This window comes from Bordetella tumulicola, from assembly GCF_965138755.1.
GTDB lineage: Bacteria > Pseudomonadota > Gammaproteobacteria > Burkholderiales > Burkholderiaceae_B > Bordetella_A > Bordetella_A tumulicola.
In genome coordinates this window covers 360,824-373,974 of record NZ_CBCSFP010000002.1, presented here as the reverse complement: position 1 = coordinate 373,974, position 13,151 = coordinate 360,824, and the positions used below count along the sequence as shown (strand labels likewise).

11 protein-coding genes are annotated in these 13,151 nt (G+C 60.2%); all 11 read right to left on the bottom strand.

What is annotated here, in order from left to right; translation table 11 throughout:
* Window positions 1-209: 209 nt before the first annotated feature.
* On the bottom strand, window positions 210-830 hold the full coding sequence (locus ACNAZS_RS07370) for a TorD/DmsD family molecular chaperone (protein WP_415787746.1): 621 nt from the start codon (window positions 828-830) through the stop codon (window positions 210-212).
* Window positions 827-2,923: a 4Fe-4S binding protein gene (locus ACNAZS_RS07365; RefSeq protein ID WP_415787744.1), complete on the bottom strand. Its 2,097-nt coding sequence runs from the start codon at window positions 2,921-2,923 to the stop codon at window positions 827-829. The genes ACNAZS_RS07370 and ACNAZS_RS07365 overlap by 4 nt, the downstream gene beginning before the upstream one ends.
* A gap of 75 nt (window positions 2,924-2,998) precedes the next feature.
* Complete coding sequence (locus tag ACNAZS_RS07360; RefSeq protein ID WP_415787742.1) at window positions 2,999-3,721, bottom strand: DUF3306 domain-containing protein; 723 nt, start codon at window positions 3,719-3,721, stop codon at window positions 2,999-3,001.
* On the bottom strand, window positions 3,718-4,278 hold the full coding sequence (locus ACNAZS_RS07355) for a DUF3305 domain-containing protein (protein WP_415787741.1): 561 nt from the start codon (window positions 4,276-4,278) through the stop codon (window positions 3,718-3,720). Before ACNAZS_RS07355 ends, ACNAZS_RS07360 begins: the two co-directional genes overlap by 4 nt.
* A 13-nt stretch (window positions 4,279-4,291) precedes the next feature.
* A complete protein-coding gene (apbC, locus tag ACNAZS_RS07350; protein WP_415787739.1) occupies window positions 4,292-5,380 on the bottom strand; it encodes an iron-sulfur cluster carrier protein ApbC in 1,089 nt (362 codons plus the stop codon).
* 224 nt (window positions 5,381-5,604) lie between these two features.
* Complete coding sequence (locus ACNAZS_RS07345) at window positions 5,605-8,265, bottom strand: helix-turn-helix transcriptional regulator (RefSeq protein ID WP_415787737.1); 2,661 nt, start codon at window positions 8,263-8,265, stop codon at window positions 5,605-5,607.
* 166 nt (window positions 8,266-8,431) lie between these two features.
* Window positions 8,432-9,145 (bottom strand): NAD(P)H-dependent oxidoreductase, encoded by a 714-nt coding sequence (locus tag ACNAZS_RS07340; RefSeq protein WP_415787735.1) that lies wholly within the window; start codon window positions 9,143-9,145, stop codon window positions 8,432-8,434.
* Window positions 9,146-9,152: 7 nt separating this feature from the next.
* Window positions 9,153-9,872, bottom strand: coding sequence for an enoyl-CoA hydratase-related protein (locus tag ACNAZS_RS07335; protein WP_415787733.1), 720 nt, complete (start codon window positions 9,870-9,872; stop codon window positions 9,153-9,155).
* Between the two features lie 9 nt (window positions 9,873-9,881).
* Window positions 9,882-11,093 carry a CaiB/BaiF CoA transferase family protein gene (locus ACNAZS_RS07330; protein ID WP_415787731.1) on the bottom strand — a complete coding sequence of 404 codons (1,212 nt, stop codon included), beginning with the start codon at window positions 11,091-11,093 and terminating at the stop codon, window positions 9,882-9,884.
* Entirely contained in the window at window positions 11,090-11,944 is an 855-nt protein-coding gene (locus tag ACNAZS_RS07325; protein ID WP_415787729.1) for an enoyl-CoA hydratase/isomerase family protein, read from the bottom strand. Before ACNAZS_RS07325 ends, ACNAZS_RS07330 begins: the two co-directional genes overlap by 4 nt.
* A gap of 12 nt (window positions 11,945-11,956) precedes the next feature.
* Window positions 11,957-12,985: a Bug family tripartite tricarboxylate transporter substrate binding protein gene (locus tag ACNAZS_RS07320; RefSeq protein ID WP_415787727.1), complete on the bottom strand. Its 1,029-nt coding sequence runs from the start codon at window positions 12,983-12,985 to the stop codon at window positions 11,957-11,959.
* Window positions 12,986-13,151 lie beyond the last annotated feature (166 nt).

Genomic DNA, 13,151 nt, shown 5'->3' with positions numbered 1-13,151 from the left:
CCCCCGCGGCGCCTACTGTCGCGGCGCCTGCCAAAAACGTCCGACGCGAGAGTCGAGGGTTCTTTTGTGACATGACGATCCCCTCCGGGGCAACTAGATATGAAACACTTTGCATACTGTACCCCGAGAAAAGGTAAAGGGCCAATTCCCATTAAGTAGGTATGGCTATTAACAACGCAACATAACAAGCGAGCTGGCGAGGCTCTCAGTCAGGACAACATATCGAAGCCCTGCGCTTCTATATTCTTGAAATCACGGAAAAATTCTGCCAACCGCGCATAAAATCGCGCAGCCGGTTGTTGCACCACCGCAGCGCACAAATCATCCGCCCAGGGCCGAATGTGTGCCGAGAAAAAGTCCCGTTGCTGAACCAAATTTGACGTTTCAGCGTCTGTACCGATGATCAAAAAACGCATGACCTCGCACAAATACGCAATATGGTCTTCCGTTTCCGGCATAGCCGGATCACGCGCCAATCCCAGGGCCGCGAGGTCATCGCGTAAACGAACCAGCGGTTTTTCGTTCAGAAAACCCGCCAGATAATGAGACCCGAACAGATAGACATCGGGCTTTCCGACACCGCCAAACAATGCGTCGTGCTCGGCTTGTATCGCGGACACCTCCAGTTCACGCGCACAGGCTTGTAGCGCACTCCACGAGGGTGCCAATGTGCTGTCCGGCGGGGCATCCGCCGCACCGCGCAACTGCGCCAGCAATTCCGCAGCAGGCGGTGCATAGAACAACTGCGCCAACAGGCTATAAATCTCCGCCCGGGCAAAGTCTTCGTCGTGATTGGCAGATGCAGTCATGGCAGGCGGGATATTCGTCATAGGTCAGTGATCCGTGCTTCGTCGGACGATGAATACAGGTCGATAACACGGCAATCGCCGCACATTTTCAGACGTTCCAGCCCCGCCCCCTGAAACATGGCGTGCCCCCCCAGCCGATGCAACATCGCTTCGACGCCCTTTTGCGTGCCAAAGGGCTTGTTGCACCGTACGCAATGAAACGGCTGAGCCTCATTGAGCACCACGGTTTCCTTGCGCCGCTCGGACAGCAGCAAACGCGGCACCAACGCTATCGCGTCTTCCGGGCAAGTCTTCTCGCACAAACCACACTGCACGCAGTTCTTTTCGATGAAACGCAACTGCGGTAATTGCGGATTGTCTTGCAACGCGTTGGCCGGGCAGGCGCTCACGCAACTCATGCACAGCGTACAGGTATCGGCATTGACTGCCACGGCCCCAAACGGCGCACCGCTGCCAGGCTCGCCGGCAGGCAGGTCGATCGCGTCGGGCAACGGGCCAGGCGCCAGCGCAATCAAATGATCCAGTGCCAAGCTAAGCGTCGCCCGCTTTTCCGGGGCGACCGCAAAACGGGCCGGCTGGCCAGGCCCCTGGGGACGTTGGCTCGCGACCGTTTTCAGGGCGGCATCCAGCGCGTCAGGCGTCGTGGCATACAGCAAGTGCAAATGTTGGCCCCTATAACCCAGCCCATTCAGAATGCTTTGCGCAATGTCCATTTGTGCGCGCAGAGCCTCCTTGTATTGAGGTGCCTCTTCGTCCGTCAACAGCACCACCACCTGCGTCGCGCCAAACGCGACCGCCGACAGCCAGAGATCGGCGCCCACACCGGCGGTATGCCATAAGGGAACCGGAATCACGTTAGCGGGTACGCCCTGTGCCTGTTTCAATTGCGCGGCACGGCCTAGCGCTTCGACCAGTTGTTGTCCGCCTTGCTGGCTGTGCAGCAGCAGGGTGGCGTCGCGCCCACCGGCTTGTGCGTACGTGCCCAGCAAGGTGCGCAATTTCAACCCCTGATCCGGGTTGCGTGGATAGGCGTAAGAGATGGCGCCGCTCGGACACACGGTCGTACAGGCGCCGCATCCCACACATAAATGCGGATCGACCACAATCTGCTGACGATGCTTGTCGCTGCGTATGGCCTCGGCCGAACAGACGTCCACACAGGCCCGGCAGCCCACGGTTTCATTGCGGCTGTGCGTACAGAGAGACTGCTTGTATTCAAAAAACTTGGGCTTTTCGAACTCGCCGACCATCCCGCGCAATGTCAGCAGCGTACTCGGCGCACCATCCGGCCAGGTAAAGTAGCCCTGCGGCGGCGCGTGACGGCGAAACTGCGGCGTTGTGCCCAAATCCAGCACCAAGTCGAACGTTTCGATCAGTTGCCTGGGCGGACGCTGAAAATCGATTGCGCCCGCCACCGTACAGGATGCCGTACAACTTCGATGCGACGAACAACGGTCAAGGTCTACTTGATAATCCAGACCGATGGCCCCCTCGGGACAAGCTGCCACGCAGGCATTGCAACGCGTACACAGATCCAGATCAATCGGATTGCTCTGCGTCCAGGACAGCTCAAAAGCCCCCAACCGCCCGTCCAAATGATCCAGTTTGCCTGCCAGCACAGGATACTGACGGACTTGGGAGCCGCCCGCATGGTGTTGGCCGTGCGCAAATAACGTGATTTCCAGCACATCATCCAGCAGGGCCGCGGCCTGCTCGGCCCGGTCAAGCGGACCAATAATCAACAGACGCCCCGCGCTGCGATAGGTAACAGTGGCAACGGGATCAGGATCGGGCAAATGCGCCGCGGCCAGCAACGCGGCCAGTTTAGGCATCGCCTGACTGGCGTCGCGGCTCCAGCCGCCCGTTTCACGGATATTGACAAAGCGCACCGGGGCAATGGCCCCTTCGGTCGTACGGGCCAGTTCACCAAACAGGCGCGTTTCCTGGGTACAGGCCACGATCACCGGATCCGTACCACGAATCGCTTGCTGGAAATCACCCGCCTGGCTACGGCAGAGCAGAGAATGAGGCGCCAAGGGCTCGCCCAACGCTCTGCCCAACTCGTCGACGGCCAGTGGCATGGTGCGGTTGCAGTCGCAAATCAGAGTCGTCATGGCAGCAAAGTCATAGAAATCAGACAGGAAAGGGTTTTACCGCGCCGCCACGATGGGTGACGACGCCACGCGGCCTTAGCGTGGTGGGATCGGCGGGGTGTCATCCGCGGCTGGCTCAGAGAGATCGGATGCTGGCGTGGGCGCTGCTACGGATCGGGCGTCGACGGTACCCGCATCGTCGCCCGGCGCCGCTTGCTCAGCCCCTGCGGGCAACTCAACCTGGTTCTCGCTCGCCTCGATCGTCGCTCCCTCGGTGGGCAATACGCCGTTACCGTCTTCGGCGGAGTCAAACATGTTCAGAGCATGGGCGCTGACCATTCGTCGCAACATCGGCGCCGGCAACGGCTCCATGTTCGAATAATCGTCGATATAGGTATCCAACCGGTCCATCACATTGTAGTGCGGGTCTGAAAACAGCTTTTTCAACGCCGCATTTTTCACATCGGGCGCGACTTGCCGCGAGACGAAAGGCGCGAAATCGGACTCTTTCGTCAGCGCCTGCACATCCTCCAGAGTCAGCGGCGGCGGATCGGCCTGGGCCGATGGATCCGCAGGGGGCACCGAAGCACGTTCTATCCGCCCGGGGGCAGGCTGCAAGGCATCCGCCTGTCGTTCTTTGAGGGGAGACTCGTCCGTCTGCCCTGACTGCTGTGCAGACGGCATACCGCCAGCGGCGACATCAAGCTCCGTCGACGTCTCCTGTGACAGACGATCCTCGTCTCGCGACACACCCTCGCGAGCCTCGGTCTTTCGGCGCGACCATCGATGTAGAAAGCCTGCCCGGTCAGCCGAGGTCATGACGATCCCTCACCACGAAACTTCTTTTGTGTTGAGACCGACGCCGGATTACCGAAGCGATCCTGCAAAGATTGAAAGCTGGCCGGACGTTTGCGCCGTTTGGGCTCGGGCACATAATGCGCTGCGATAAAGGCATTCAACCACTGCACCACCGCTTGCGGCGCCGGCACTTGCTCAACAGTTTCCTGCGCATCCAGCCAGCGGCCCGCATCGTGATAACTGAGCGTCACGATTTCCGGTCGGGCCTGCGGCTCGCCGCCATCCTCGGCATCGTGCATACGCCACAACACAAACCAACAGGGTGCGGACGTCGTTGCGTTCAACACGTAGCCTTCGGCATCATCCTTGAACAAACGCACGGTATAACCCGGATGTAGCCAACGCTCTTGCGTATCGTCTTTATATAAAAGCCGCGCCGTCGATCCAAACGTCGATTCGTTGACGACGACGTCATCCAGTACCCAACGCCATTCCTGCCAACGGCTCATCGGACCGATAATGCGCTCTTTGCGCATAATCACGGCCACTTCCAGGCTAACAGGTAAGGAATCGCTCATGATCTTCCGTCTGCTATGTCGCCCGGCTGATCGAAATTGCCGACAGCTTCGAAGAATGATCTTTGGCCATGGCCGCAACGGACACCGCGACCTGACGCGCCACGGATTTGTACAAACCGGCGACTTCGCCATCCGGATCCGCGACAACGGAGGGCTGGCCACCATCGGCCTGCAAACGGATGTTGATGTCCAACGGTAACGCGCCCAAATAGGGCAAGTTGTAATCCGCCGCCATTTTCTGGCCTCCGCCCGTACCAAATATATGTTCGGCGTGACCGCATTGGCTACAGATATGAACAGCCATGTTTTCGACCACGCCCAAGATTGGCACACCGACCTTTTCAAACATTTTGACGCCCTTTCGCGCGTCCAGCAAGGCGATGTCCTGGGGCGTCGTGACGATCACGGCTCCGGTCACCGGCACTTTCTGGCTCAGCGAGAGATGAATATCGCCCGTGCCCGGCGGCATATCCACCACCAGATAATCCAGGTCTTTCCAGTTGGTTTGACGCAGAAGTTGCTCCAGCGCCTGCACCGCCATCGGGCCACGCCAGATCATGGCCTCGTCCGCATCCACCAGAAAACCAATGGACATGACCTGAATCCCATAGTTTTCCAGAGGCTCCATGGTATTACCGTCCTCGCTTTGTGGACGCGCGTCAATCCCCAACATCATGGATTGGCTGGGGCCATAAATATCGGCATCTAGCACGCCGACCCGGGCGCCCTCGCTAGCCAGGGCCAGCGCCAGGTTTACCGCGGTCGTGCTCTTGCCCACGCCGCCTTTGCCCGAGGCTACCGCAATCACGTTCTTGATGTTGGGCAACAACGCCACCCCTTTTTGGGCGGAATGCGCAGCGATCACCGAACGCACGTTGACAGATACATTCCCCACGCCAGGCACCGATTTGGCCGCCGCGATCAACGCGCCGCGAAACGCCGGGATCTGGCTTTTGGCCGGATAGCCCAGTTCCACATCGAACGCCACGTCAGCGCCATCGATCTGAAGGTTTTTTACGGCCTTGGGGTCTGCCAAGGGTTTGCCCGTATTAGGGTCATTGACGGCCTGCAAGGCCTGAAGCAAAGTATCGGAAGCGACCATGAGGGCTGTGGGGGAAAAGTCGGCAAAAAGAAGGGAAGGAAAGGCCGCTGTCGCGGCCGCTTCGAGTCATGTTAGCAGAGCCCCTTGCGTTGCCGCGTGAGGGCAGTCATACGCAGACGAATTGGATGGTCGGGGCTGAGCCGGACAGGTCGACCGGCTAGCGACCACGGGCTCGGGAAACATAGCCTGCCGAACTTCAAGAACCCGCCCGAGACTTGACACGCCTACTCGCGCATGCGTGCCACGACTTCATCCCGAGTGGCCACGCCGAGCTTGGAATAGATGTTGCTTAAGTGCCATTTGACGGTTTCTGGCGACAAACCCAGTTCGCGGGCGATTTTCTTGTTGGGTAGCGCCAAGGTCAACAAGCGCACGACTTCACGCTCGCGATCGGTAAGCTGCATCGCGGGCAATCGGCCTGACGGGCGCGCCGCTTCGGCGCCGGTCATGCCGCCGATGGCGGCCTGGGCCAATGGCCCTGCGCCAGCGACCGCACGCAATCGGTCGGCCTGGAATACCAACAAGGGGTCAAGCACACGGGAATTCAGCGCCAACGCGGCCAGTTCGGGAACGTCCGGATGGGCATCGAGCAGGCTGCGCACCAGGCCCAGCCGATGGCCGATTTCCAACCCTTTTACGGTAGCCTCGTGAGCCGCCCGTAAGTTGCCCATGGCGCGCTCGATCGCACCCAACTGAAAATACAGGGCCGCCACACGGCGATTACGGCCGCGCTGCACACAGACATCAAGCAGCACCAGGATCTTTCCACGAGCATCCAGCAGGCGGCCCTCGTGCAGACATCGCAGGATATCGGCGCGGTCGGCGACCACGGAGATTTCACTCAGGACGCTGGATTCGACCTCGGCATGCTTGGCGCGCAGCACGCCGATCTCATTCCAGCATGCATCGGCCTGCGGACCATGCCCGCAACGCAGGTGCAGCCTGAATTGTTCGAGCAAGCCATATGAAAGCAGGCGGTCCAGGCCGCGCTGGCGAGCATAGCCGTCCAGCCTGCGCACGACGACCAACGCCTCTTGCATCTTGCCTTTCAGCGCCAGAGTACGGCTGAGCACCAACATGACACGCAACAAGGTGTCCGGCCACGCGAGACGCTCGAATTCTCGCAAACGACTGCGCAGCAACAAGACTTCATCCAGGTTGCCAAGTTCGTAAAGCACCTCACACAGCAAGCCGGTAGCCAGCCCAAGCGTATCGGCGGCCGCCTCGTCGCGTTTCTCGCATTCGTAAAGCACGTCGCGATACAAATGCTCGGCAGCAGTCATCTGGCCTTCAAGCGCCAGGCTGAAACCCACCATGCAGCGGCCCGTCAGCACGCCGAACGGTGTGCTCATGGGGGCTCGGCCCCGCTCCTGCCCCGCTTGAATGGCACGTGCCTGGGCGTATTCGTTGCGGTAGATATGTATCCACGAAAGTACGTTGCGCCCGCCGGCCAGCGCGATATCTTCCACGTGCGGCGGCGGTACCTGCAAATGCGGGAACAACTCCATAGCTAGGCCCATGTCGTCGGAATGCACCGCCAACAGCCCTCGAATCACCAGGATGCGATACCGGACGGATGCGTCGAAACCGTCCTTTGCGCCATCCAGCATGTCCAGTTCGCCACGGCAATCGTCGAACCGATGCTGCAGCAGCGCCAATAGAGCTCGCCATACTCTCAAACCCGGTCGGACCGCGACGTGCTCAGGAGAGCACTGGAGAATCACGTCCGACAGTTGCCGCCAATCACCAATGCGGAACAATTCGCCGGCATAGCGTTCAACCATGGCCGCAGCGTGATCCATATCGCCACAAACCACCGCGTGCACCACGGCGCGCACGCGCTGGCCACGCCGGGCGAACTCGTTGCTGGCGGCACGATGCACTTTTGCCTGCTCGCGCTCGTCCAGCCGTGAAAAATGCATCGACAGTAATGCCTTCAAGGGAGCCTGGAGGCGCCATTCGGCCACGCCATACGGCCCCGTCTGATTCGACACAAAACCAATCTCGGCGCGCCATCGCTGAAGCATCGCCACGCAATCGTCCACAGCCATTGTGCACAATGCGGCGCACAGCTCGGCATCGACGTCTTCTAGTATAGACAGCAGCGTCAGACGCCGTACATCTTCGGGATGCAGGCGTTCCAGCACTTGGTGCTGCAAGTAGGCAAGCGCCTCTTGTGGCAGGCGCGACGGCCCGTCGTGGATAGCACTTTGATCTCGTTGATACGCTCGCAATAGAAAATGCAGCCCGCCGCACCACCCCGCCGACACGGCGTGCCAATCGGCCTCGATCCGCGCCGGCACGATATCCAGACACGCCTTCGCCCAGTCTCTGATCTCGTCCGGTGTCCATTGCAAATCACCAGGGTCGACCTCGAGCACATTGCCATAGGCCCTGAGGCGGCCCAGCGACAGCGCGGGAGGCTCGCGGCCGGCAAATACGCATTGCAGCCCAGCGGGGCAATAATCGAGCAGTGGCTGCAAGACACGCAATTCTTCCGGATGCCGTAGTGCATGCAAGTTATCGAAGACAATGACAATGGGCTGGCGCCAAGTGGCTGCGGCTCGTACCAGCGCCACTGACAGATAGGACATGGCCTCGCCGTGGTCCGAAGGAAAGGGGTTCGGGAACAAGGACGCGATTGCGGGATCGAGCGCGACACAACGCTGCACCAGCGTGGACACCAACCCCAATGGGCTCAGTTCGCTGCCCTGCACCCAAATGACCGCCGCGCCGTTGCTACGTAGGCGCCCCGCCCACGTCTGCAATAGCAGGGTTTTTCCGCTGGCGGCGGGGCCAGTCAGTACGATGCAACGTCGATCTGGTAGACGGCCAAGTGCGTCGACCAGGCGTTGGGGCGCCCATACACCAGTGGGCGTGGGCATTACGACAGACCGCTGGGCACCGCCACTAGAGGGGGCATTTGGAGTCCGGTGCATGCTCGAATAAGGAGGAAGCTCTTGGGGGCCCGGCGGCCGGTGCGCAGGAACCATGAAGCGTCCCATCATAGGAGCCGGCCACAAACACCGTCAACCAACGCGACGCGTGCCTTCAAACATCAGGCAAAGGCCGGAAGAACTCGTCGAAGGCGTCCAGCGACGGAAAACGGAGTATGCGACGGCCTTCCAGGCTGCCGACCTGCGCATCCAGCGCATCCAGTACTTGGGCACGCGCTTCTGCCGTTACATAGGGCACGTGATAAGCAATGAACGGCTCGTAGACCTGATAACCTACGTAGCCCAAGGTGCCCTGCAACAAGTGCCGCAGCATGCCCATGGACAACTCGCCATGAATGGCGTCTTTGCCGAACATGTGCTCGCGTCCGCCCAGCGAGGTCAACACCAACGCGCGCTTGCCTGCCATACCCGCACGGTCGTAAACGCGCCTGCCACCGTAGAAGGTTCCTGAGAGGAACACGCGGTCGATCCAGCCTTTCATCATGGCCGGCATCGAGAACCAGAACACCGGGAACGCCAGTACCAGCAGGTCCGCGGCCAGTACCGCTTCGACCTCTTCGACGATATCCGACGCCAGTGTGCCGCTGGACCACCCATGACGCTGTTCAAGCGAATAGACCAGGTGACCGGGATCGCGACGGTCGCGAAAATCCTCGGCACTGGCCACCGGATTGAACCCCTTGGCGTAAAGGTCCGATATCGAAACCTGCCACCCCGCCTGCTGCAGGGCGGCGCGTGCGCGGTCGACCATGGCGTTCACGAATGATTGAGGTTCGGGATGCGCATAGACAATATGAGCCTTTTTCATACGACGTTCATCTCCGAGGGTTGGCTTTGCCACGCTTGATCAGCGCGGTATTGATGGCGTCGATCTCTTCATCGATACGTTGACGCACTTCATACTGCGGCGACAGCCAACGCTTGATTCGGCCATAGGCGGCGCTGGATTTCGCGGCCAGTCGAGCGGCGCGCTCGACAGCGCTGTCCGCGATATGGTCCGACGTATCAAGTTCGGTCACCCATCCCCAATCATAAGCATCCTGTCCGCTGATCGGTTCTCCGGCCAGCAGCATCCGCTTGGCGCGCGCCGGTCCTATACATTGCGCCAACAACAGGCTGCTGCCGGCCTCCGGCGCAATTTCGAGGTCGATAAACGGCATATGGATCCGCGCATCGTGGGTGCAGATAATCCAGTCGGCGTGCAGCAATAACGTCGCGCCTATGCCTACCGCCCAGCCATGTACCGCCACCACCAGCGGTTTGTGCAGGCCGGCCAGCGCGTGCAGAAAACGCGGCACAGGGTCGCCGGCGCACTGAGGCCAAGCCGCGAACGCCTGCAGATCGTGGCCCGCGCAGAATCCATCACCCGTGCCTGCCAACATGACAGCGCCTATATCGGGTGCATGCTCAGCACGCAACAGCAAGCCTGCCATGCGTTCGAACATATCCATGTCCAGTGCATTGCGCTTCTCAGGCCGGTTGATCAGCACGCGCAATACATCGCCGTCCTGTTCTTCAATGATGGTTCGCGACATGGTGCCGCCTTATATGACGCCATCGCGCTGCAGCTCTTGCAACTGATCCGCGCTCAAGCCCAGTTGATCGACAAGTATGCGTTCGTTGTCCCATCCCATGTCGCCGCCTGAGCGGGAAACGCGGCAGTCGTCATTGCGAAAACGCGGCACCACACCCGGCATGCGCACTTCGCCGAACTCGTGATCAGGCACGGTTTGCAAAAACGCACGGGCTCGTACTTGGGGGTCGTTCACCATCTGGCATGCCGAATAAACCGGCGCTACCGTGCCTTCATGGAGGCGAAAGCGTTCCAATACGTCGTCTAGGTCATGGGCACCGAACCAATCTTTGAAAATTTGATTGACTGCCTGCGCATGCAGGCAGCGATTGCGGTTGCCCTGGAAGCGGGTATCGGACAGTAGGTCTTCACGGCCAATCGCCCGGCAATTGGCCAAGAACAGTGCATCAGTACTGCCCGAAAGCGACACCCACTGCCCATCACGAGTCTGATAGACACCGGTGGGGGCGGCATACTGGCTGACGTTGCCCGACCGCTCTTGGGACTTGTCCAACAAGTCATACTGCATGGGAAGAAAGTCCAGAAGTTTGATCGTGGCCTCGGTCAGGGACAGGTCGATCTCTTCGCCCGGGGCATGGGGATCGGCAGCCCGCTTCCACAAGGCCGCCATCACGCCCAGCGCACCGAATAGTCCGCCAATAGAATCGCCTATTGGAAAACCGACATGCATAGGTGCGCCATCGGGTTCGCCCGTAATGTATGTCATGCCGCCCATCGCCTCGAAGATGCGCGCAAAGCCCGGCCGGTCGGCATACGGACCCGTCTGCCCGAACGCGGTGGCGCGTAACACGACCAATCGAGGTTGCTCACGCCACAGCGTGTCCATGTCCAGTCCCCATTTTTCCAGCGTGCCGGGGCGGAAGTTCTCTATCAGTACATCGCAATCGCGCAATAGCGACTTGAATATCTCCTGGCCGCGCGGTTTGCGCAGATCCAGGGATAGCAGGCGCTTGTCACGGTTAACGACCTTCCACCACAACGACTTACCGTCTTTGAAAGGAGGAAAATTGCGTAACCCATCGCCCACGCGCGGCAATTCGATCTTGATGACCTCTGCGCCATAGTCCGATAACAATGCCGCCGCAGAAGGCGCGGCCACGATGGTAGCCAGATCTATCACTTTCAAGCCTGCGAGCGGCCCCGTTCGTTGCCCCGTTGTCACTGCTGATCTCCCGATTCCATAGAGCCACTGTCGCGCTCCCAGTCATAAAGCGCCGGCCTTTTCTCCAGGAAGGCAGCGATAGCCTGCCGGTGATAACCGGTAGACATGGCCACGGCCTGTGTATAGGCTTCGGCGGCACCCAATGTGTCGTAGTCAGCGTCTAGGCTTTGATTCAAAAGCTTTTTCGTCATGCCCATCGCGTCCCCCGATGCCCGGCTCAGTGCTCGAGCCATGGCGCGAGCACGCTGCAGCAAAAGGTCCGGTGTATGCAACTCGTGGATCATGCCCATATGCAGCGCCTGCTGAGCACTGACTTTGCGGCCCGTCAGCATCATGTCGCGGGCGGCGGTGACGCCCACGATACGAGGCAGCAGATAAACCGCGCCGAAGTCTGGCGTCAGCCCCAAGCGAGCGAACGACATACTGAATACCGCGCGAGTCGACGCCAGGATGAAGTCCGCGTGCAGCGCCAAACTCAGTCCGCCACCGAACGCGCTGCCGTCCACAGCGGCAATCACCACCGCATCCAACGCTCGCAGACGCCGCAACCAGGCATTGGCATCAGCCAGCCTGGCACGCGTGGCGGCCGGTGTACGCACCGACTCGTCATCCCCCTGTAGGCGATCCTGCATCTCCTTGATGTTGCCGCCTGCACAGAAACTGCCGCCTGAGCCGGTGATCAGCAGAACCTTCACCGCGCGATTGTGCTCCACGACGGTCAGCATCTGTTTGTAGTCTTCGCGTAATTCAACTGAAAGTGGATTACGCGTATCGGGACGCTGATGGACGAACTCGGCGACATCATCCCGGATAAGCAGTGACGAAGCGCGCAGTGTCAGATCGAATGTCATGTCGATAGGCCGTCAGGTCTTGATGGATATGTGCAGATCGCTCACTAACCGTTCGATGCGTTCGCGCTGGGCTTGGAAGTACTGTGCCGCCTGATCGGAGGTGGTGTACTCGCCTTCTATACCCAGGCCATTAAGCGCTTCACGTACATCGGGCAGGTTGATCGCGGACTTGAGCTGATCGTTGAGCACCTGGATGACCGCTGGCGGGGTACCGGCCGGCGCGATCAACATGAACCAGGGAGCCAGGCCCTCGACTTCCGGCGCCACACCCAGTTCGCGGCCGGTAGGAATATCGGGCCTCAGTGTCGAACGCTTGGGCTCAGTCACCATTAATAGACGCACTGCGCCGCGTTCCAACATAGCGCGGATGGCAGCGTATTCCAACATGCCGAAGTCGACCTCATCAGATCCCAAGGCGACCGCCACGGGCCCGCCGCCCTTGTAAGGAACGGGCACGATCTTCATGCTGGCCGAATCGGCCAAGGTCATTCCAGCCAGGTGGGGGTTGCTACCCACCCCTTGATGTCCGAACGTGAGATTGCCGTGCTTCTTGCCATATTCGACGAACTCGGCATACGTCTTGACTGGCAGGGAACTGCGCACCACCAAGTACATGGGCGCGCGCCCCAACATGCTGACGGGCGTGAAATCCTTACCCGGGGAAAAGGCCACGCCTTCGAACATCAGCGGAAACGCGGTCGTAACCGCTGTGGCAAATCCCAGCACATAGCCATCGGCGTCCGAACGACACACATGGTCCATGGCAATCCGCGTCGCCGCACCGGGCTTGTTTTCTACGATAAATTGCTGCCCCATCGCATCGCCGAGCTTACGCGCCACGATGCGGGCAAACGCATCGGTGGCCGCCCCGGCGGCAAAACCCACGACAATGCGTATGGGTTGCTTGGGATAAGCGCCCTTTGCCCAGACTCGAACCGGGGATAGGCTGGTGCAAGCGGCACCTGCCGCTAGCAGCTGCAGCAGCGTGTTTCTGCGGCCCGCGTGAACGCGGTCCGATATGCTGGGTTGCTTGGCACTCATGATGTCAGTCTCCATCCGGATGGGGGTACTTCGACCCCTTTGTGCACTATTATGCGTATCCGCAGGCTCCCCCTCCCCACCCATATCGGGGGGCAAGCGCGGTGTCTGCGGCAACGGACAAGGTACGTCAGCTCGACAACGGGCTGGTCTATACTGGCTGGCAATC

Coding starts and splice junctions, on each gene's coding strand:
- apbC (WP_415787739.1), bottom strand. CDS start 5,380: ATGGTCGCTTCCGATACTTTGCTTCAGGCCTTGCAGGCCGTCAATGAC.
- ACNAZS_RS07355 (WP_415787741.1), bottom strand. CDS start 4,278: ATGAGCGATTCCTTACCTGTTAGCCTGGAAGTGGCCGTGATTATGCGC.
- ACNAZS_RS07345 (WP_415787737.1), bottom strand. CDS start 8,265: ATGCCCACGCCCACTGGTGTATGGGCGCCCCAACGCCTGGTCGACGCA.
- ACNAZS_RS07320 (WP_415787727.1), bottom strand. CDS start 12,985: ATGAGTGCCAAGCAACCCAGCATATCGGACCGCGTTCACGCGGGCCGC.
- ACNAZS_RS07325 (WP_415787729.1), bottom strand. CDS start 11,944: ATGACATTCGATCTGACACTGCGCGCTTCGTCACTGCTTATCCGGGAT.
- ACNAZS_RS07370 (WP_415787746.1), bottom strand. CDS start 830: ATGACGAATATCCCGCCTGCCATGACTGCATCTGCCAATCACGACGAA.
- ACNAZS_RS07340 (WP_415787735.1), bottom strand. CDS start 9,145: ATGAAAAAGGCTCATATTGTCTATGCGCATCCCGAACCTCAATCATTC.
- ACNAZS_RS07365 (WP_415787744.1), bottom strand. CDS start 2,923: ATGACGACTCTGATTTGCGACTGCAACCGCACCATGCCACTGGCCGTC.
- ACNAZS_RS07335 (WP_415787733.1), bottom strand. CDS start 9,872: ATGTCGCGAACCATCATTGAAGAACAGGACGGCGATGTATTGCGCGTG.
- ACNAZS_RS07360 (WP_415787742.1), bottom strand. CDS start 3,721: ATGACCTCGGCTGACCGGGCAGGCTTTCTACATCGATGGTCGCGCCGA.